Consider the following 19,094-nt stretch of genomic DNA (forward strand, 5'->3'; position numbering starts at 1 on the left):
GCCAGCACGGTGCCGGTCCGTGTTCAGGTTCCAGGCGAGGGTACCAGGGCCGGTTGTGCGTGCAGCCAGCGCTGCATCTGCGGCACGGTCAGCGGCGCGCTGATGATCATCCCCTGCAGGTGATCGCAGCCTTGCCCGACCAGGAAGGCCCGCTGTGCCTCGGTCTCCACGCCTTCGGCGACCACGCTCAGGCCGAGGCCGCGGGCCAGCTGGACGATGGCGCTGGCGATGGCTGCCGATTCGCGCTGGTGCGGCAGCTCCTGCACGAAGGAGCGGTCGATCTTCATCGTGTCGATCGGCAGCTCCTTCAGGTGGCTGAGCGAGGAGTAGCCGGTGCCGAAATCGTCCACCGAGAGCTTCACGCCCAGCGCCCGCAGCTGCTGCAGCCGCGCGCAGACCTGCGGCACGTCGTCCATCAGCATGCGCTCGGTGAGTTCCAGCTCCAGCCAGCCGGCGGGCAATCCGGTCTCCGCCAGCAGGGACTGGATCGAGGCGACGAAGTCGGGCGCCTGGAACTGCAGCGTCGAGAGGTTGACGGCCACGGTGAGCGGCCAGCCGGCGTCGTGCCACAGGCGTGCCTGGCGGGCGGCTTCGCGCAGCACCCAGGCGCCGATGGGGACAATCAGCCGGTGCTGTTCGGCCAGGGCGATGAACTCGTTCGGAGCCAGCAGTCCGCGCTGCGGATGCTGCCAGCGGATGAGGGCCTCGACGCCGACCGGGTGCCCGTCGCACGCACGCACCTGCGGCTGGAACAGCAGCGCGAACTCGTCGTGGATGATGGCGTGGCCCAGCTCGCCTTCGAGCATCAGCTTGTCGTAGGCGGTGGTGGCCACGGCCGGCTCGAAGAAGGCGAAGGTGGCGCGGCCGCGGCCCTTGGCGACGTGCATCGCGGCATCTGCATGCTTGATGAGCACGTCGGGCGTGTCACTGTCCTGCGGATAAAGCGCGATGCCGATCGAGGGGGTGACCGAGATCGACTGGCCTTCGACCGTCACCGGTGCGCCCACCGCTTCGAGCAGCTTGCCGGCCACGCGGACCACCGCATCGCGGTCGCGCACGCCGGGCAGCAGCACCATGAACTCGTCGCCGCCGAAGCGGGCGATGCGGTCGGTGCTGCGCACGCACTGGCACAGGCGCTGGGAGATGGTCTTGAGCAGCGCGTCGCCACGGGTGTGTCCCACGGAGTCGTTGACGCGCTTGAAATGGTCCAGGTCGATGAAGAGCAGGGCGAGCTGGGTGTCGGAGGCGCGCGCGGCGACCATCAGGTGGTCGAGCTGCGCCAGGAAGGCGGCGCGGTTGGGCAGGCCGGTGAGCGCGTCGTGGTGGACGAGGTAGTGCAGCCGGGCCTGGGTGGCGTGGCGGTCGCGGATGTCGCGCACCACGGCCATGCGCATCGGTTCGCCGTGCTGCATGGTGCCGCGGTCGATCACTTCGACGGGGATGCGCGTGCCGTCCTGGTGGACCACGCTGGTCTCGAAGGTGACGTCCTGCTGGCCGTCGAGTTGCCGGACGGTGCGGGTGTGGTGCTCCGGCGCGATCAGCATCAGGGCCGGACGGCCCAGCAGATCATGCAGCGACAGGCCGACCAGCTCGCACAGGGCGGGGTTGGCGTCGTCGATGTGGCCGTCGCGGTGGAAGAAGATGCCCTCGACGCCGGCCTGCAGGAACTTGGACAGGCGTTCCTCGGATTCGAGCAGCGCGCGCTCGGCGGCATGGTGGCGGCTCTGGTCGACGATGAGCACGTAGACGCCGGAGCGGCGGCCCTGCGGGTCGAGGTGCGGCGTGAGCGTGACCTCGACCCACAGGCGCTGGCCATCGCGCAGGGCCAGCGGCTGCTCCAGCGTGAGGGCCTGACCGTCCTGCAGGGTACCGGTCAGTACGTGGGAGAGCTGGGCGACCAGTTCCGGCTGCAGCACATCGGCCAGCGCCCGTCCCAGTGGGGAGCGCGCCGGGTCGCACAGGCCCTGCATGAAGGTCCGGTTGGCATAGGTGCAGAGCTGCCGCGGACCATCGAAGTAGGCCATCATGACCGGCGCACTGTCGGCCAGGCGGCACAGCTTGTCCCGGTCCTGCCCGGCGTCGAGCGAGCCTCCCCCCGGGGAGGTGTGGTCAGCAGGGGGACTGGTGGGCAGGGGCATGGGAGTCGATGATACCGACCGCCATCTTCTCGTCCGACAACTGCACACCCCCGTGTTCCGGGGTGGCGGCCCCTGGTGTCAGAGGATGTACCGCGACAGATCCTCATTGCCAGCGAGGGCGCCTAGGCGTTTTTCCACCTCTGCTGCATCGATGGAGATGGTCTGACCGGCCTGCTGCGGCGCGTCAAACGATATCTCGTCCAGCAGCCGCTCCATCACGGTTGCCAGCCGGCGTGCGCCGATGTTCTCGGTGCGCTCGTTGACGCCGTGGGCGGTCTCGGCGAGGCGGCGGATGGCGTCGGGGGTGAACTCCAGCGTCACGCCCTCGGTGGCCAGCAGCGCCTGGTACTGCTTGATCAGGCTGGCGTGGGTGCTGGAGAGGATGGCCTCGAAGTCGTCCACGCTCAGCGAGGACAGCTCGACCCGGATGGGGAAGCGCCCTTGCAGCTCCGGGATCAGGTCGCTCGGTTTCGACAGGTGGAAGGCGCCCGACGCGATGAACAGGATGTGGTCGGTCTTGACCATGCCGTGCTTGGTCTTGACGGTGGTGCCCTCGACCAGCGGCAGCAGGTCGCGCTGCACGCCCTGGCGCGACACGTCGGCGCCCTGCGACTCGCTGCGGCTGGTGACCTTGTCGATCTCGTCGAGGAAGACGATGCCGTTCTGCTCGGTGTTGTGCAGCGCGCGGGTGACGATCTCCTCGTCGTTGACCAGGCGCTGGGCTTCCTCGTCGATCAGCAGGCGGCGCGCTTCGGCGATCGTGAGCTTGCGGGTCTTGCGCTTGCCCTGGCCGAGCTGCGAGAACATGCCCTTGAGCTGCTCGGCCATGTCTTCCATGCCGGCCGGGCCCATGATCTCCACCGCCTGCCGCGCCTCGGCCAGGTCGATCTCGATCTCCTTGTCCTCCAGCGTGCCTTCGCGCAGGCGCTTGCGGAAGGTCTGGCGCGCGGCGCTGTCGACCGGTGCGGGCGCCGGAGCCGGGGCTTCTCCGAAACCGAAACCCAGACCGCCGGATGCTGCCGGACGTGCCGGCGGCACCAGCACGTCGAGGATGCGGTCCTCGGCGGCGTCTTCGGCGCGGTGGCGCATCAGGGTGACCTGGCGCTCGCGCTCCAGCTTGACGGCGCTTTCGACCAGGTCGCGGATGATGGTGTCGACGTCCTTGCCGACATAGCCGACCTCGGTGAACTTGGTGGCCTCGACCTTGATGAACGGGGCGTCCGCCAGCCGGGCCAGCCGGCGGGCGATCTCGGTCTTGCCGACGCCGGTCGGGCCGATCATCAGGATGTTCTTGGGCGTGATCTCGTGGCGCAGCGTGGCGTCGACCTGTTGCCGGCGCCAGCGGTTGCGCAGCGCGATGGCGACGGCGCGCTTGGCGGCGTGCTGGCCGACGATGTGGCGGTCGAGTTCGGAGACGATTTCCTGCGGGGTCATGGCGCTCATGGTCGGTTCCGGCTCAGTCGAGCGTCTCGATGGTGTGGGACTGGTTGGTGTAGATGCACAGGTCGCCCGCGATCTCCAGCGAGCGCTTGACGATGTCGGCCGGTGCCATCTCGGTGTGCTGCAGCAGCGCGCGGGCCGCGGCCTGCGCGTAGGCGCCGCCCGATCCGATCGCCACGATGCCGTGCTCCGGCTCCAGCACGTCGCCGTTGCCGGTGATGATCAGCGAGGCGGTGCGGTCGGCCACCGCCAGCATGGCTTCGAGCTTGCGCAGCACGCGGTCGGTGCGCCAGTCGCGGGTCAGCTCGACGGCGGCGCGCACGAGGTGGCCCTGGTGTTTTTCGAGCTTGGCCTCGAAGCGCTCGAACAGCGTGAAAGCGTCGGCCGTGGCCCCCGCGAAGCCGGCCAGCACCTGATCGCGGTGCAGCTTGCGCACCTTGCGCGCGCTGGACTTGACGATGATGTGGCCGAGCGTGACCTGGCCGTCACCGCCGATGGCCACGGTGTTGCCGCGGCGCACGCTGACGATGGTGGTGCCGTGATAGGACTCGGTGGACATGGAGAAAGGTTTCCTGTGAAGGGGCTGGCACGTGCTGCTGCGCGGCCTGGCCCGGGGATCAGCGCCTGGTCAGAAGTTCCGGACCGTGACGCGGGCGTGTTCGCTGATGCCCATGGCGCCGCAGAACAGCGCCACCAGGCGGTGGGCGTCGACGAAGCTGACGTTGCGCCCCTCGGCGTGGCGCGACAGCACCCAGTTGAGCAGATCGCCCGCCGCGATGAAGTCGATGCGGATCAGGCGTGTGCACGAGACCTGGATCAGCGTCGACTTGCCGATCTGCTGGTCCATGCCCTTGAGCAGGTTGCCGATGTCGCCGATGAGCTGGCCATTCAGCTCGACGGTGGCCACCTCCAGCAGACCTTCGTCCGGTGTCTGCGACTCCATGAAACCGGTGAGCACCTCGGCGACGCCGGAAACTGGAGCCACCGTCCGGCCGGTCTCGTCGGACAGGCGCAGCACGCAGCGCGATGGGCTCCACGACGGCGGCGAGACCTCGTAGGTCAGGCAGTAGTCGATGGCGACCTGGTCGAAATCGAGCGCCCGGTGGGTCAGGCGCAGGGCTTCGAGGCGCAGCATCCAATACGCCGGATCGGCGTCGCGCACGCCGGTCGGTGACAGGTCGGCCAGCAGCGTGAACAGCGAGTCGCCGCCGAGCCAGCACATCTCGATCGGCTCGTCGGCCCAGTCCTTCAGCAGGCGGTGCAGCGCGCTGGCCGCCTGCGCGTCGATGTGGCGCGTGTGGCGCCAGTCGAGCACCCAGGGCAGCGGCATCTGCAGCAGTTGCGAGCGCAACTGGGTGACAGCGTCGGGATCGATGAAATCAGGCGCCACCCAGCCGACCGTGCCGTCGAACTGGCTGTTGCCGCGCTGGGTGGGGCGTGCCCGCTCGCTGGCGACGGCGTCCGCCACCAGCCGTGGCAGCGAATACCACTGCGGCGGTGACCAGCCGAAGCGCTGGGTGTAGTCCAGCGCCAGCGACTCGAACTTGAGTTGCTGGCCGGTCGCGCGGTAGAGGTCGAACAGGGCGTACCAGGTCTCGGCATGCTGGGCGCGCGGCCCGCTCAGACCGATCAGGCTGTGCAGCGAGCGTTCGCACAGGTCGAAGTCGGCGTTGGCAAAGGCGATCACGGACTCGTCGAGGTCCGGATCGTGGGCCAGTTCGGTCACCTCGATGCTGTGGGGCGACGCGTCGTCCATCGGGCCATGGACACTGCTGACGCGGGCGGGCGGCAGGCGCGAGGCCTCGGGGGGCAGCGGCCGCAGCGAGAGGCCGCGGGCATCGTGGCCGGTCAGCTCCGATTCCATCTGCATCGGCATCGTCGGCTTGAAGGCATCCGAGAGCTGGGGATGTGCCGCCATGACCTGCGGTGCCGTCGTTGCGCCGAAGAAGGATTCGGTGCGCGCGACCGGGGCCTGACGGCCCACCGTGGCCGCGGCATTGCGGCGGGGTGCCGATCCGTTGGCTTCGCTGACCATCTGGCGCTCGATCGCGTCGATCTTGTCCTTGACGTCGTCGCTGTCCGGACGGGTGGCGTAGCTGTCCTGGCTGCGGACCTCGGAGTCGTCGAGGTGGGACAGGCCGTCGAGTCCGGCCAGTCCTTCGCCCGTCAGCCCTTCCCGGCGGATCTTGCGCAGCGTGTCGAACTCGCGCTTGCGCACGAAGTCGTTGCGCCGCTTGCGCTCGATCATCGCCTTGAGTTCCGACTTGGCGTGGTCGTCTTCCTTGCTGTCCGTGCCGGCCGAACTCAGGTCTGCCCAGTCGGTGGTCGGGTTGAGCGCGAAGCGCACCACCTTGCGGAAAAAGCCGCTCTTGGGAGGGTCCTTGGGATCAGCCATGTCTGGAGGTACGGCTGGACACGGGCGGGGTGATCAGCAGGGCCCGTGTGCTCAGTCGCCGAAGAGTTTTTGTTTCAGTTCCCTGCGCTGCTGCGCTTCCAGCGACAGTGTAGCGGTCGGGCGTGCCAGCAGGCGGCCCAGGCCGATCGGTTCGCCGGTTTCATCACAGTAACCATAGTCACCGGATTCGATGCGACTCAGCGACTGGGTGATCTTCTTCAGCAGCTTGCGCTCGCGGTCACGGGTGCGCAGCTCCAGCGCGTGCTCTTCCTCGATCGTGGCGCGATCCGCCGGATCGGGGACGATGGACGTGTCCTCGCGCAGGTGCTCGGTCGTCTCGCCGGCGTTGGCCAGCAGGTCGTCCTTCTGTTTCTTCAGGCAGGCGCGGAAGAAGTCGAGCTGCTGCTCGCTCATGTACTCGCTCTCCGGCATGGCCATCAGCTCGGCGTCCGTCAGGTCGCGTCCTGCTTTGGTCTTCCAGGCGTTGGCGAGGGTCGGGTCGTTCTTGGGATCGTTCTGGGGCATGGGAGACTCGGGTGGCAATCAAGGGTGAAATCGTGGCGGCCACCTGTCAGGGCCGATTCCGGGCGCGCGGATTGTATCCACCTCAGCCTGCCAGTGCCTGATGGGCACTGGCCAGGGTGTGACCCGATGTGCGTCGACTCACACCAGGCATTGCGCCAGCCCTTGCTGGAATACGTCGCCCGGCAGGTCGATGCCGATGAACACCATCTTGCTCTGGCGTTTCTCGCCGGGCATCCACTTCGGGCCCAGGTCGCTGCCCATCAGCTGGTGCACGCCCTGGAAGATGACCTTGCGCTCGGTGCCCTTCATGTTCAGCACGCCCTTGTAGCGCAGCATGCGCGGGCCGTAGATCTGCACGATGGAGCCGAGGAAGTCCTCCAGCTTGGCCGGGTTGAAGGCCTTGTGCGAGCGGAAGACGAAGGACTTGACGTCGTCGTCGTGGTGATGGTGGTGCGGGTGGTCGCAGTGTTCGCCGGGGGCGTGGTCGTGACCATGGTGGTCATGGCCATGGTCGCCGTGTCCGTGGCCTTGGTCGGCGGCGGCGAGGAACTCCGGGTCGATCTCCAGCTTGGCGTTCAGGTTGAAGCCGTGCAGGTCGAACACCTGGGCGATCGGCACCTCGCCGAAGTTCACGCGGCGCTGCGGGGCGCGCGGGTTCATGTGCTTCAGGCGGTGCGACAGCGCATCGAGTGCGGCCTCGTCGACGAGGTCGGCCTTGCTGATGAAGAGCTGGTCGGCGAAGCCGATCTGGCGGCGTGCTTCCTGGCGGTCGTCGAGCTGCTTCTGGGCATGCACGGCATCGACCAGCGTCAGGATGGAGTCGAGCAGGTAGCTCTCGGCGACCTCGTCGTCCATGAAGAAGGTCTGCGCCACCGGGCCCGGATCGGCCAGCCCCGTCGTCTCGATCACGACGCGGTCGAAGGTGAGTTCGCCCTTGCGGCGCTTGGCGGCCAGGTCGGACAGCGTCGAGCGCAGATCCTCGCGGATCGTGCAGCAGACGCAGCCGTTGCTCAGCTGGATGATCTGCTCCTCGGTGTCACCGATGAGGATGTCGTTGTCGATGTTCTCTTCGCCGAACTCGTTCTCGATCACGGCGATCTTCTGGCCATGGGCTTCCGACAGGATGCGCTTGAGCAGCGTCGTCTTGCCCGAGCCGAGAAAGCCGGTGAGGATGGTGGCGGGGATGAGGCCTGTGGACATGGGTGAGCGCGGAATGGTGGGCGAGAGGCAAGGGGGTAAAAACGGATTGTCGAATGTCTGTCAAGCCCCTGGGTGTGTCAAGGCATCCGTGGCCCCCGCTGCTGCGGCTCCGGACCTGCCCGGATCCTCGGTGTCACCGTCATCGGGTATTCTCGCCACATGACCACTACCGGCACCTGACCGTGTCCGAACCCCAGCAGAGTTACCGTTCCGGCCGTGAGCCCGGACGGGTTGCTCAACAGGATCACCGCACGTTGTTCGAGCGGGTGATCGAATTCATCTCGCCGGGCCCTGACTCGCGCGACGAACTCATGGAGACGCTGGCCGACGCCGAAAAGCGCGAGCTGATCGACCCGGAATCGCGCTCGATGCTCGAAGGCGTGCTGCGCATGGCCGACCTGACGGCCGGTGACGCGCTGGTGGCGGCGCCCCGGATGGACCTGCTCGACATCGCCTCGACCTACGACGAGGTGCTCGCCACCGTCATCGACACCGGGCACTCCCGGTTCCCGGTGTTCGAGGGCGAGCGCGACAACATCATCGGCGTGCTGATGTCCAAGGACCTGCTCAAGGTCCAGCGCTCGCCGGACCTGCACCTGCGCACGCTGCTGCGGCCGGCGCTGTTCGTGCCCGAGTCGAAGGGCCTGAACGAGCTGCTGCGCGACTTCCGCTCCAACCGCAACCACCTGGCCATCGTCATCGACGAGTTTGGCGCGCTCGCCGGCCTGATCACGATCGAGGACGTGCTGGAGGAGATCGTCGGCGAGATCGAGGACGAGTTCGACGACAAGGTCAACGAATCCGGTCTCTACACGCTGGCCGATGGCAGCTGCCGGGTGCCGGGGGATGCGTCGATCGAGGCCATCAACGCCCACTTCGCGATCGACCTGGCCGAGGAGGGCATCGAGACCATCGGCGGACTGGTCGCGCACCGCAACGGCCGGGTGCCGCGGCGTGGCGAGATCGTGGATGTCGGGCCGCTGCGCTTCTCGGTGATGCTGACCCGGGGCGGGGCGGTGCGCTGGTTCAAGGTGGTGCGCCTGTCGCTGGACGAGATGGCCGGTGGCTGAGGCGGCGGCTGCGCGCAGGCGCCTGTTTGCACTGGTGGCGCTTGCTCTGCTTGCCGGCGGCGCGCATGCCTGGTCGATGGCGCCGGTTGCGCGAGGATGGCTGCAACTGCTGTCAGTTGCTGCGCTGCTTGCCTTGGCTTGTGCGGTGCCGCCACCACGGGCCTGGCTGGTGGGCGGTGCCTTCGGGCTGGGGTGGCTGGGCGGCACGTTCTGGTGGCTGTTCATCAGCATGTACCGTTACGGGCACCTGCCGGCCTGGCTGGCGGCACTGGCCGTCGCGCTGCTGGCCGCCTTGCTGTCGGTCTATCTGGCGCTGGCCGTGGCGCTGTTCGTGCGCTGGAAACGCGACCAGCTCGGCCCCGACCTCCTGCTGTGGGGGGGGCTGTGGCTGCTGGCCGAACTGGCGCGGGCGCAGCTCTTCACCGGGTTTCCGTGGGGCGCGGCTGGTTACGCACATGTGGATGGGCCGCTGGTGGCGCTGGCGCCCTGGGTCGGCGTGTACGGCATCGGGGCGGTGGCCGCGGGGCTGGGCCTGCTGGTGCAACGGGGTCTGGCGATGCCCGGTGTGCTTCCGCGGCTCGGCGCGTTGGCGGTCACGGGCGCGCTCGTGCTGCTGCCGACCTGGACGGGCGGCGACTTCACCCGTGCCCGCTCGGTCCTGTCGGTGACGCTGCTGCAGGGCAATGTGCCGCAGGACGAGAAGTTCGAGTTCAGCCGCCTGCCCGACACGCTGGACTGGCACATCAAGGCGCTGCTGGCCTCCAGGGCCGATCTGGTGATCGCGCCCGAAACGGCCATCCCGCTGCTGCCGGCGCAGTTGCCGCCGGGCCTGTGGGAGGGGCTGCAGAACCACTTCGCGCAGGGCCGCACCTGGGGGCTGGTCGGTGTGCCGCTGGGCGATGCGGAACAGGGCTACACCAACTCCGTGGCCGGATTCAGTGCCGGGGCCGCAGCCAGAGCGCCTGTCTACCGCTACGACAAGCACCACCTCGTGCCCTTCGGCGAGTTCATCCCGCCGGGCTTCCGCTGGTTCGTGGACATGATGCAGATGCCGCTGGGGGACTTTGCCCGCGGCCCGCTGGTGGCTCCATCGTTCGCGGTGGGGTCCGAGCGGGTGGGGCCGAACATCTGCTACGAGGATCTGTTCGGCGAGGAACTGGCGGCGCGGTTCGTGGATGTGGCAACGGCGCCGACCGTGCTGGCCAACGTCAGCAACATCGGCTGGTTCGGCGAGTCGGTCGCGGTGGACCAGCACCTGCTGATCTCGCGCATGCGCACGCTGGAGCTGCAGCGGCCGATGGTGCGCGCCACCAACACGGGCGCCACGGTGGCGATCGACCACCGCGGCGTGGTGACGCACCGGCTGGCGCCGCATGTGCGCGGCGTGCTGGAGGCGCAGGTGCAAGGCCGTGAAGGCACGACGCCGTTCGCCTGGTGGGCGGGACGGTTCGGGCTGTGGCCACTGTGGGCGCTGGCCCTGGGCGCTGTCGCCGTGGTCGCGCGCCGCCGGACGTCGAACTGACCCTGCCGCGTCCAGCGTGCGGGTGGATCAGCGCGCTGCGGGCGGACTCTGTGTCCACCGCCGTGCGGCTGCTTCCACCACTTCCGACAACTGTGCATCCTGCGCCCGCTGCCGCCGCAGCCACTGCGCATCATTGCCTTCGCCGAGCGACTCGCGCAGCAGCTGGCACGCCTCCCACGACTTCAGATCGACCGCGTGGGTCTCCACCCGCGCCAGCGTGCGCACGATGTCGTCGCGCAGCTTGCCGCGTGCCTTGGTCTGCGGATTGACGATATCGCCCTGCAGCCCGAAGCGGCAGGCCTGGAAGCGGTTGTAGGTGTAGACGAGGTAGTCGTCCTCGACCGGCTCGAATGGCCGCTCCTCGATCAGGTAGCGGCAGATCGCCTGCAGGTAACACGCCAGTGCCGCCGCCTTCTCCACCGTCAGCGGCGTGTCGCACACGCGCAGTTCGATCGTGCCGTACTCGGGCTTGGGGCGGATGTCCCAGTAGAAGTCCTTCATCGACTGCACGACGCCGGTGGCGGTCATCTTGTCGAAGTACGCACCGAACTCGTCCCAGCTCCGCACGAACGGCGCCCGCCCCGACAGCGGAAACGCGAACACCGAGTTCAGCCGTGCCGAGTCGAAGCCGGTGTCGTGCCCCTGCACGAAGGGCGACGAGGCCGACAGCGCGATGAAGTGCGGGACATACCTGGAGAGCGCGTGCAGCAGCCACAGCGCGTCGTCGCCGTTCGGGCAGCCGACGTGGACGTGCTGGCCGAAGACGGTGAACTGCTTGGCGAGGTAGCCGTAGAGGTCGCTGATGTAGTGGAAGCGCTCGCCGGGGTAGATCTGCTGCTCGCTCCAGTGCTGGAAGGCGTGGGTGCCACCGCCGGCGATCTCGATGTTCAGGCGCCGCGCCGCGCGCACGAGCTGGTCGCGCATGTCGCGCAGCTCGGCCACCAGCGGGCCGTGTTCGCGCTGGATCGAGGTGCCGATCTCGATCATCGAGCGCGTGATCTCGGGCTTGATGTCCCAGGCGCCGGTGTGGCGGGCGGTCTCGCGCAGCAGGTCCTGGGCCTGCGGGATCAGGTCGTGGTCGTGCGTGGAGATGAGCTGCAGCTCCAGCTCGACACCGATGGTCAGCGACTCGGAGGTGGTGAAGTCCTGCAAAGACATGGGCGGGTTCCTCGGGGCGTGCGGTGGGCGTCAGCGGGACGGGGGCGTGCAGGTTTCGCGCGCGACCGTGCACAGGCCGAGCTGCAGCCAGACCGGCCCGCTCAGCTGCATCAGCGTCAGCGCGATCAGCAGCGCCTGCAGCAGGGTCGATTCCGGCAGCGGCAGTGCGCTCGGCCAGCCCAGCGTGTTGCCGGTCAGCAGCACCGTCAGGCTGGAGGCCGGCTGCAGCGCCAGACCCAGTCCGAGTGCCTGCCGCCAGCCCAGGCCGCTGGGCCGCGCCAGCAGGAGCACCGTGCCGGTCTTGGCGAGAAAGCGCGCGCCGATGATGGCGGCGACCAGCGGCAGCAGGTCGACCAGACCCTCCAGCGTGGACAGCAGCCCCAGCGTCACCAGCAGCAGCAGCGTCAGCGCCGCGCCGCCGCTGCCGAGCTGCGGCTCGACCTGCAGCCGGTGGCCCATCCGGCTGCGGGCCACCATGCCGGCGATGAGCAGGGCCAGCAGCGGCGAGAAGGTGTACTGCGCGGCCAGCATCGCGGCCAGCACCACCAGCGCGAGCTGCAGTGCCGCCAGCCCGCTGCCGTGGATCTGCCGACTCAGCCGCTCCAGCAGCAGACCGCTGACGGCGCCCAGCAAGTAGGAGCCGCACAGCGTGTAGAGCGCGCCGGCCAGGGCCGGCTGCCATTCGAAACCGCCGGAATCCAGCGTTGTCAGCACCCGCCACCCGGTCAGCGCCAGCACGGCGCAGACGGTGTTCACCGCCGTCATCATCAGCAGCCGCTCGCTGACCTGACCGCGCGGCTTCAGTTCGTTGAGCACGGTCATGGTGATCACCGGCGAGCTGGCCATCGCCACCGCACCGGCCAGTGCCGCCGACGACAGCGAGACGTCCAGCCACACCAGCACCGCGGTGACGGCCACGCCGGTGACCAGCGCCTCGGCCAGGCACTTGACGGTCAGCCACGGGTTGTCGATCAGCCAGCGTGGCCGGATGCGGCTGCCCAGCTCGAACACCAGCAGGCCGACGGCCAGATCGAGCAGCGGCTTCCACGGGTCCAGCTCGGCGCGCACCACCAGACTCAGTGCCAGCGGACTGGCGAGGGCGCCGACCAGCATCGCGCCCAGCGCGCGCGGCAAGCGTGTCATGCGGTGCACGGCCTCGCCGGCCAGCAGCGCGACGATCATCAGCACCGCCAGTCCCATGATCGGATCCGCGCCGCGCAGGGCCTCGATCGGCCAGTGCGCCAGTTCGCTGCCCAGGGTGCCGAGGTTGCCCAGGCCGAACCCGCCAGCGCTGCCGGAGGTCAGCAGGTCCAGGGGAAATGACACATCGGTCTTGCTCACATCCGGTCTCCTCGGGGCCGCTGGTCAAGGGGCTTGGTAGTTGGTTACACGCGGTACATTTGCGACATATTTCACGAAATATGACGTGTCTGGTCGCAGTGTACCGACCGGCCGCGCCGGCACGGTAACAACGTGATGTGACGTGCGTGGGTCGCCCGCACACGGTGATCCCGGCCGCCGGACGCCCGGGGCCGATAATGGTCGATTCTTGTCAGAACTCCCCCATGGCCCTCCTTACCCTTCTTGACGCCAGCCTCGCCTACGGTCACGTGGCGCTGCTCGACCACGCTGCGATGTCGCTGGAGGCTGGCGAACGCATCGGCCTCATCGGACGCAACGGCACCGGCAAGTCGTCGCTGCTGAAAATCCTCGCCGGCCTGGAGCTGCCCGACGACGGCACGCTGCAGGTGCAGGCCAATGTGCGCCGCTACTACGTGCCGCAGGAGCCGCAGTTCGAGCCGGGCATCAGCGTGTTCGACGCGGTCAGCGTGGGCGTGGCCGAAGCCAGGTCGCTGCGCGAGCGCTACGAGGCCCACGCCGAGGGCGATGACCTGGATGCGCTGCAGAGCCAGATCGAGGCGGTCGATGGCTGGACCTGGGAGCAGCGGGTGGACGAGACACTGGAGCGGCTGAAGCTCCGGGCGGACCAGCAGGTCGACGCCTTGTCCGGCGGCCTGCGCAAGCGGGTGGCGCTGGCGCAGGCGCTGGTGGCCGCACCCGACGTGCTGCTGCTGGACGAGCCGACCAACCACCTGGACCTGGAATCCATCATCTGGCTGCAGGACCTGCTGATCTCGTTCCGCGGCGCGGTGCTGCTGATCACCCACGACCGGGCGTTTCTGGATGCCGTCAGCACGCGCATCCTCGAACTCGACCGCGGCCAGATCCGCAGCTATCCGGGCAGCTTCACCACCTATGAAGCGACCAAGGCCCGCGAACTCGAAGACGAGGCGCTCTTCAACGCCCGCTTCGACAAGCTGCTGGCGCAGGAAGAGGTCTGGATCCGCAAGGGGGTCGAAGCCCGCCGCACCCGCAGCGTCAGCCGCATCAACCGCCTGACGGCCCTGCGCGACCAGCGCGCCGCGCGGCGCGACGTGGTGGGCAAGGTGCGGCTCGAAGTCGATGCCAGCTCGCGCAGCGGCAAGATCGTCGCGGAGCTGGAAGGTGCCACCAAGGCCTATGGCGACCGCACCATCGTGCGCGGCTTCACCGGCACCATCCTGCGCGGCGACAAGGTCGGTCTGATCGGGCCGAACGGCGCCGGCAAGACGACGCTGCTGAAGATGATCCTCGGCGAACTCGCGCCCGACAGCGGCACGGTCAAGCTCGGCACGATGCTGCAGGTGGCGTACTTCGACCAGATGCGCGAGGCGCTGAACCTCGACGCCACGCTGGCCGACACCATCAGCCCGGGCAGCGAGTGGATCGAGATCGGCAACGCACGCAAGCACGTGATGAGCTACCTCGGGGACTTCCTGTTCTCGCCGGCGCGGGCGAATTCGCCGGTGCGCAGCCTCTCGGGCGGCGAGCGCAACCGGCTGCTGCTGGCGCGCCTGTTTGCGCGGCCGGCCAACGTGCTGGTGCTCGACGAGCCGACCAACGACCTCGACATCGAGACGCTGGAGCTGCTGGAAGACCTGCTGCAGAACTTCAAGGGCACCGTGTTCCTGGTGAGCCACGACCGGCGCTTCCTCGATGCGGTGGTGACCAGCACCATCGTCAGTGAAGGCGATGGCAACTGGCGCGAGTACGAAGGCAGCGTCGAGGACTGGCTGCTGCAGTCGCAGCGCGCCGCCGCGCTGGCCGCCAAGGCCGCGCGCAATGCCCCCGCACCGGCGCCGGTGAAGGCCGCGGTGGCGGCTGCGCCGGTCGCGGCGCCCGCCGTCGCCAAGCGCAAGCTCAGCTACAAGGAACAGCGCGAGCTGGACGAGCTGCCCGCCCGCCTCGCGGCCCTCGAAGCCGAACAGGCCGCGCTGAACGAGGCCCTCGCGGGCACCGCGCTGTACGCGGGGCCTGCTGACAAGGTCGCCGCCGCGCATGCGCGCCATGCGGCGATCGACGACGAGCTGCTGGTGCTGATGGAGCGCTGGGAGGCGCTCGAAGCGCGCTGACCGTCGATCAGGCGGTTGGCCTCAGGCGGCCAGGGCCATCGTGCGCTGGGTCAGCGTGTGGTGCCAGTGCACGAAGGCGGTGGAGAGCATCATCGCCTCGCTGTCGGCCACGTGGCGGTCGGACTCGATCACCGTGCGGCAGATGTGCATCAGCTCGGCGCACAGGCCCGGGTGGTCGATTTCGGCCAGCAGTCCGCGGACCAGGTGCGGGTCGATGTGGCTGTTGTTCGACCAGACCATCGGCGACTGCACCAGGAGGTCTTCGCACAGGCCATGCATCACCTCGCGGAAGGCTTGCCCACTGAGGCCCAGGCGTTCGGCGACGCCGTGCAGCTCCAGTGCGTCGATCTCGACCAGACTCAGGTGTCCGTCGGCCAGCAGGGCCAGGGCGACGACACGGGCGGCGGCTTCAGGGCTGTTGCGGGGGTAGCTGCGCATGGAAAGGTCCTCGTGGTGGTTAGGAGAAGTCGCACCATGGCGACGCGACAGGCACAGCTTAGGTGGCGATACGCTGCGGAAAAACCAGCGAATTCCTGAATTCAAGTTCGTAAAATACGAACCATGAGCCTCGACTTCAGCTACCGGCATCTCTACTACTTCTGGGTGGTCGCCAAGGAGGGCGGCCTCTCGCGGGGTGCCGAGCGGCTGGGGGTGGCGGTGCAGACGGTGAGTGCGCAGGTGCGCGAACTGGAGCAGGCGCTGGGCCACGCGCTGTTGCAGCCAGCCGGCCGAGGCGTGGCGCTCACCGAGGCGGGGCGTGCGGCGATGCTGCAGGCCGAGCAGATCTTCCAGCTCGGCGCGGCGCTGCCCGACCGGGTGCGTGATGCGGCGACCGTGCCGGTGGTGCGGCTGGCGGTGGGGGTGGGCGGCGGGCTGCCCAAGCTGGTGGTGTGGCGGCTGCTGCGGCCGGTGCTGGACGAGCCGCACCTGCGGTTGCAGATCCGCGAGCAGGACTTCGAGCCGATGCTGGCCGATCTGGCGCTGCACCGGCTCGATGTGGTGCTGGCCGACCGCGCCGCCCCACCACAGCAGGGCCTGCGGCTCTACAGCCACCGGTTGGGCGGATCGCCAGTGGGCTGGTATGCACCACCGGCCTGGCAGTCCGTGCTGCGCGACGATTTTCCCCGCGCACTGGCCCGCGTGCCGGTGCTGCTGCCGACCCGCTCCGCCACGATGCGGATCGCGCTCGACCAGTGGTTCGAGCGCGAGGCCCTGCACCCGCAGGTGGTCGGCGAATTCGACGACAGCGCGATGCTCAAGACCTTCGGTGCCGGCGGGATGGGCGTGTTCCCGGCTGCCGACTGGGTGCACGACGATCTGGTGGCGCGCTACGGCGTGTGCCGTGTCGGGGGCAGTCCGGGTGTGGAGGAGCCGTTTTTCGCCATTGCGGCCGACAAGCGCATCCAGCATCCGCTGGTGCAGCGGCTGTGGCCCGAGCCCGCCGGGGACGGACGCGCTCAGCGTGCGGAGAGCAGGACCTTGATGTCCGCCGCCAGATCCGCCGGCGGCGTGGCGTGGCGGACGTAGAGCCGCACCTGCCCCTGCGGATCGAAGACGAATGACGCCGCGGTGTGGTCCACCGTGTAGCTGGACTCCGTCTTGCCCGGGACCTCGCGGTAGAAGATCTTGAATTCCTTGGCGGCGGCGGCGGTTTCCTCTGGCGTGCCGCGCAGCCCGACCCAGTTCGGATTGAAGGCGCCGACGTAGGCCTTCAGCAGTGCGGCAGTGTCGCGCTTCGGATCGACCGTGACGAAGACGCCGACCAGCTTGTCGCCGTCCGGGCCGAGCAGGCGCTGGGTTTCCGCCAGGTTGGTCAGCGTGGTCGGGCAGACGTCCGGACACTGGGTGTAGCCGAAGAAGACGACGGCGACCTTGCCCTTCAGGCTGGAGAGCTGGAAGGGCTGGCCGCTGGCGTCGGTCAGCGCGAGCTGGCGGGCGTATTCGGCGCCGGTGATGTCGAGCGACTTGAAGCTGGGGGCGGGGGTCTTCTCGCAGCCGCTCAGCGCGCCGAGCAGGAGCAGGCTGGAGGCGAGCAGCGCCAGGCGCCGGGCGGGCCGGTGGAGTCGTGCGGGAACAGTCATGGTCACAGTCACAGCCAGGGCTTCAGGTAATGATCGACCAGCAATGCCGCGAACAGCAGCGACAGGTGCCAGATCGAGAAGCGGAAGGTCTCGCGGGCGAGGGCTTCGGAGTATGCGCGGCGCAGGCGGATCGCGTAGTGGATGAAGCGCCCGCCCAGCACGATGGCGGCGGCGAGGTACAGCCAGCCGCTCATGCCCTGCACGAAGGGCAGCAGCGTCGCCGCGAACAGGATGAAGGTGTAGAGCAGGATCTGCAGCCGCGTGAACTCGTTGCCGTGCGTCACCGGCAGCATCGGCAGGCCGGCGCGGGCGTAATCCTCGGCGCGGTAGAGCGCCAGCGCCCAGAAGTGCGGCGGGGTCCACAGGAAGATGATCAGGAACAGCGCGATCGCCTCCGGCCCGACCTCGCCGGTCAGTGCCGCCCAGCCCAGCACCGGCGGCATCGCACCCGAGGCGCCGCCGATGACGATGTTCTGCGGCGTCATCGGCTTGAGGATCACGGTGTAGATGACCGCGTAGCCGACGAAGGTGCCGAAGGTCAGCCAGGCCGTCAGCGGGTTGACGCGGAAGTACAGCAGGGCCATGCCCGCTCCGCCCAGCACGGCCGAGAACAGCAGCGCCTGCGCCTGGCTCAGGTCGCCGTTGGCGGTGGGGCGCCAGGAGGTGCGCTTCATCCGGGCGTCGATCTTCTGCTCGATCAGGCAGTTGAAGGCCGCTGCGGCACTGGCCACGAGCCAGATGCCCACGCTGGCGAGCACGGCCGTGACGACGTCGGCCCAGCGCGGCAGGCCCGGAACGGCCAGCAGCATGCCGATCGCCGCGCAGAACACGATGAGCTGCACGACCCGCGGCTTGGTCAGCGCGACGTACTGGCGCCAGCGCGACAGGCGCGGCGTGGTCGGGGTGAGGGTGGTGGCGTTCATCGGGACAGGGCGGCGGACGGGAGGTGGGAAGACGCCGGCGAGGCGGGAGCGGCGGAAGAAGCGGGCGATGTGGCGACAGCGCGGGGGCGGTGTGCCAGCAGCGCCGCCAGCAGCGTCACCAGTGCGGCAGCACCGCCGGTGTGCGCCACGGCGGCCAGCAGCGGCCAGTCGAGCACGATGTTGGACAGGCCGGTCAGCGTCTGCAGCAGGGCGACGGCGAGCAGGCCGCGGGCGTAGCGCGGGGCTGGCCGGCGCAGCGCCGCGATCAGCAGGCCGAGCGCGGTCAGCACGACGAGCGCGCCGATGCGGTGCGTGATGTGGATGGCGGTGAGTGCCGTGAAGGGCAGGGCGCTGCCATCGGCCTGCACGCCCAGGCCGCGCTGCAGGGTGAACCCGGCGCCGAAGTCCATCGGCGGCCACCACTGGCCCTGGCAGGTGGGCAGGTCCTGGCAGGCCAGCACGGCGTAGTTGGTGCTGACCCAGCCGCCGAGTGCCACCTGCACGGTGACGAGGCCGAGGACCGCCCAGACCGCCCCGCGCACGCGCCCGGACAGCCTGGGGGCCTGAGGGGCGTGCCGTTGCGTCTGCACGGCCAGCAGCGCGAGCAGGCCGATGCCGCCGAGCAGGTGGCCGGTGACGATGGCGGGGTAGAGCTTCATCGTCACCGTCAGCGCGCCGAATGCGCCCTGCAGGCAGACCCAGACGAAGGTGAGCGTGGCCCAGCCGGGGCTGATCTGCCGGGCCTGTGCCGGGTCGCTGCGCTGCAGGCGGCGCATGGCCAGCGCACTCCACACCATCAGCACGGTCAGCAGCGCACCCACACCGGTGGCGAGGTAGCGGTGGACCATTTCCACCCAGGCCTTGCCGTGGGTCACGGGCCCGTCGGGCAGGGCCGTCTGGGCCTGTGTGATCTCGTGGCGCGCACCGAGCGGACTGGCGTTGCCATAGCAGCCCGGCCAGTCCGGGCATCCCAGGCCGGAGTCGGTCAGCCGCGTGAAGGCGCCGAAGAGCACGAGATCGAAGGTGAGGAAGAGCGTGACGAGCGTCAGTGCCCGCAGCCGCTGCGGGGTGGAGGCGCCACGGTGGCGCCACGCCAGCCAGGCCAGCGGCAGCGTGGCCAGCCCGATGGCCACCAGCGCCATCTGCGCCAGCGGGCCGAGGTCGATCAGGTCGGTCGGGTTCATGGCGGT

16 protein-coding genes are annotated in these 19,094 nt (G+C 69.1%); 4 read left to right on the forward strand and 12 right to left on the reverse strand.

Features of this window, described 5'->3' with window-relative positions; translation table 11 throughout:
- Nucleotides 1-23 precede the first annotated feature (23 nt).
- The 6 genes from BDD16_RS10965 to BDD16_RS10990 form a co-directional block, all read right to left on the reverse strand.
- Nucleotides 24-2,138, reverse strand: a complete 2,115-nt coding sequence (locus tag BDD16_RS10965) for a putative bifunctional diguanylate cyclase/phosphodiesterase (RefSeq protein ID WP_179633987.1) — start codon at nucleotides 2,136-2,138, stop codon at nucleotides 24-26.
- Between the two features lie 78 nt (nucleotides 2,139-2,216).
- Nucleotides 2,217-3,581, reverse strand: a complete 1,365-nt coding sequence (gene hslU / locus BDD16_RS10970; RefSeq protein WP_179633988.1) for an ATP-dependent protease ATPase subunit HslU — start codon at nucleotides 3,579-3,581, stop codon at nucleotides 2,217-2,219.
- A gap of 13 nt (nucleotides 3,582-3,594) precedes the next feature.
- Complete coding sequence (hslV, locus tag BDD16_RS10975) at nucleotides 3,595-4,137, reverse strand: ATP-dependent protease subunit HslV (protein WP_179633989.1); 543 nt, start codon at nucleotides 4,135-4,137, stop codon at nucleotides 3,595-3,597.
- Between the two features lie 69 nt (nucleotides 4,138-4,206).
- On the reverse strand, nucleotides 4,207-5,973 hold the full coding sequence (locus BDD16_RS10980) for a hypothetical protein (protein WP_179633990.1): 1,767 nt from the start codon (nucleotides 5,971-5,973) through the stop codon (nucleotides 4,207-4,209).
- Nucleotides 5,974-6,024: 51 nt separating this feature from the next.
- A complete protein-coding gene (gene dksA / locus BDD16_RS10985) occupies nucleotides 6,025-6,498 on the reverse strand; it encodes an RNA polymerase-binding protein DksA (RefSeq protein WP_179633991.1) in 474 nt (157 codons plus the stop codon).
- 138 nt (nucleotides 6,499-6,636) lie between these two features.
- Entirely contained in the window at nucleotides 6,637-7,698 is a 1,062-nt protein-coding gene (locus BDD16_RS10990; RefSeq protein ID WP_179633992.1) for a CobW family GTP-binding protein, read from the reverse strand.
- Nucleotides 7,699-7,880: 182 nt separating this feature from the next.
- Between BDD16_RS10990 and BDD16_RS10995 the strand changes: the two genes are divergently transcribed.
- Nucleotides 7,881-8,768 (forward strand): HlyC/CorC family transporter, encoded by an 888-nt coding sequence (locus BDD16_RS10995; RefSeq protein WP_310732831.1) that lies wholly within the window; start codon nucleotides 7,881-7,883, stop codon nucleotides 8,766-8,768.
- Between the two features lie 34 nt (nucleotides 8,769-8,802).
- Entirely contained in the window at nucleotides 8,803-10,290 is a 1,488-nt protein-coding gene (gene lnt, locus BDD16_RS11000; protein WP_310732830.1) for an apolipoprotein N-acyltransferase, read from the forward strand.
- Nucleotides 10,291-10,317: 27 nt separating this feature from the next.
- Here lnt and BDD16_RS11005 read toward each other — a convergent pair whose 3' ends face one another.
- Together BDD16_RS11005 and BDD16_RS11010 are read right to left on the reverse strand one after the other, a co-directional pair.
- The gene (locus BDD16_RS11005) at nucleotides 10,318-11,448 is read right to left on the reverse strand and encodes a YbdK family carboxylate-amine ligase (protein WP_179633994.1); all 1,131 of its coding nucleotides are present in this window, start codon (nucleotides 11,446-11,448) and stop codon (nucleotides 10,318-10,320) included.
- 30 nt (nucleotides 11,449-11,478) lie between these two features.
- Nucleotides 11,479-12,789, reverse strand: a complete 1,311-nt coding sequence (locus BDD16_RS11010; protein WP_310732829.1) for a cation:proton antiporter — start codon at nucleotides 12,787-12,789, stop codon at nucleotides 11,479-11,481.
- 224 nt (nucleotides 12,790-13,013) lie between these two features.
- Between BDD16_RS11010 and BDD16_RS11015 the strand changes: the two genes are divergently transcribed.
- Nucleotides 13,014-14,900: an ABC-F family ATP-binding cassette domain-containing protein gene (locus BDD16_RS11015; protein ID WP_179633995.1), complete on the forward strand. Its 1,887-nt coding sequence runs from the start codon at nucleotides 13,014-13,016 to the stop codon at nucleotides 14,898-14,900.
- Nucleotides 14,901-14,921: 21 nt separating this feature from the next.
- Here the strand turns inward: BDD16_RS11015 and BDD16_RS11020 are convergent, their stop codons facing one another.
- Nucleotides 14,922-15,338, reverse strand: coding sequence for a TerB family tellurite resistance protein (locus tag BDD16_RS11020; protein ID WP_179633996.1), 417 nt, complete (start codon nucleotides 15,336-15,338; stop codon nucleotides 14,922-14,924).
- Nucleotides 15,339-15,461: 123 nt separating this feature from the next.
- Here BDD16_RS11020 and BDD16_RS11025 point away from each other — a divergent pair, with 123 nt between their 5' ends.
- Complete coding sequence (locus BDD16_RS11025; RefSeq protein WP_179633997.1) at nucleotides 15,462-16,427, forward strand: LysR family transcriptional regulator; 966 nt, start codon at nucleotides 15,462-15,464, stop codon at nucleotides 16,425-16,427.
- Here BDD16_RS11025 and BDD16_RS11030 read toward each other — a convergent pair.
- The 3 genes from BDD16_RS11030 to BDD16_RS11040 are packed head-to-tail and all read right to left on the reverse strand — an operon-like array spanning nucleotide 16,358 to nucleotide 19,088.
- Nucleotides 16,358-16,981: an SCO family protein gene (locus tag BDD16_RS11030; RefSeq protein ID WP_179633998.1), complete on the reverse strand. Its 624-nt coding sequence runs from the start codon at nucleotides 16,979-16,981 to the stop codon at nucleotides 16,358-16,360. The two genes, BDD16_RS11025 and BDD16_RS11030, sit on opposite strands and share 70 nt — an antisense overlap.
- Nucleotides 16,982-16,989: 8 nt before the next feature.
- On the reverse strand, nucleotides 16,990-17,904 hold the full coding sequence (gene cyoE / locus BDD16_RS11035; RefSeq protein ID WP_179633999.1) for a heme o synthase: 915 nt from the start codon (nucleotides 17,902-17,904) through the stop codon (nucleotides 16,990-16,992).
- Nucleotides 17,901-19,088: a COX15/CtaA family protein gene (locus BDD16_RS11040; RefSeq protein WP_179634000.1), complete on the reverse strand. Its 1,188-nt coding sequence runs from the start codon at nucleotides 19,086-19,088 to the stop codon at nucleotides 17,901-17,903. Before BDD16_RS11040 ends, cyoE begins: the two co-directional genes overlap by 4 nt.
- Nucleotides 19,089-19,094: the final 6 nt, after the last annotated feature.

Source organism: Sphaerotilus montanus (assembly GCF_013410775.1).
Lineage (GTDB): Bacteria > Pseudomonadota > Gammaproteobacteria > Burkholderiales > Burkholderiaceae_C > Sphaerotilus > Sphaerotilus montanus.

Bases quoted from the DNA above. Each gene is read 5' to 3' on its own strand.
- BDD16_RS10965 (WP_179633987.1), bottom strand. From the start codon at position 2,138: ATGCCCCTGCCCACCAGTCCCCCTGCTGACCACACCTCCCCGGGGGGA.
- BDD16_RS11040 (WP_179634000.1), bottom strand. From the start codon at position 19,088: ATGAACCCGACCGACCTGATCGACCTCGGCCCGCTGGCGCAGATGGCG.
- BDD16_RS11030 (WP_179633998.1), bottom strand. From the start codon at position 16,981: ATGACTGTTCCCGCACGACTCCACCGGCCCGCCCGGCGCCTGGCGCTG.
- dksA (WP_179633991.1), bottom strand. From the start codon at position 6,498: ATGCCCCAGAACGATCCCAAGAACGACCCGACCCTCGCCAACGCCTGG.
- cyoE (WP_179633999.1), bottom strand. From the start codon at position 17,904: ATGAACGCCACCACCCTCACCCCGACCACGCCGCGCCTGTCGCGCTGG.
- BDD16_RS11020 (WP_179633996.1), bottom strand. From the start codon at position 15,338: ATGCGCAGCTACCCCCGCAACAGCCCTGAAGCCGCCGCCCGTGTCGTC.
- BDD16_RS11005 (WP_179633994.1), bottom strand. From the start codon at position 11,448: ATGTCTTTGCAGGACTTCACCACCTCCGAGTCGCTGACCATCGGTGTC.
- BDD16_RS10990 (WP_179633992.1), bottom strand. From the start codon at position 7,698: ATGTCCACAGGCCTCATCCCCGCCACCATCCTCACCGGCTTTCTCGGC.
- hslV (WP_179633989.1), bottom strand. From the start codon at position 4,137: ATGTCCACCGAGTCCTATCACGGCACCACCATCGTCAGCGTGCGCCGC.
- hslU (WP_179633988.1), bottom strand. From the start codon at position 3,581: ATGAGCGCCATGACCCCGCAGGAAATCGTCTCCGAACTCGACCGCCAC.
- BDD16_RS11015 (WP_179633995.1), top strand. From the start codon at position 13,014: ATGGCCCTCCTTACCCTTCTTGACGCCAGCCTCGCCTACGGTCACGTG.
- BDD16_RS11025 (WP_179633997.1), top strand. From the start codon at position 15,462: ATGAGCCTCGACTTCAGCTACCGGCATCTCTACTACTTCTGGGTGGTC.
- BDD16_RS10980 (WP_179633990.1), bottom strand. From the start codon at position 5,973: ATGGCTGATCCCAAGGACCCTCCCAAGAGCGGCTTTTTCCGCAAGGTG.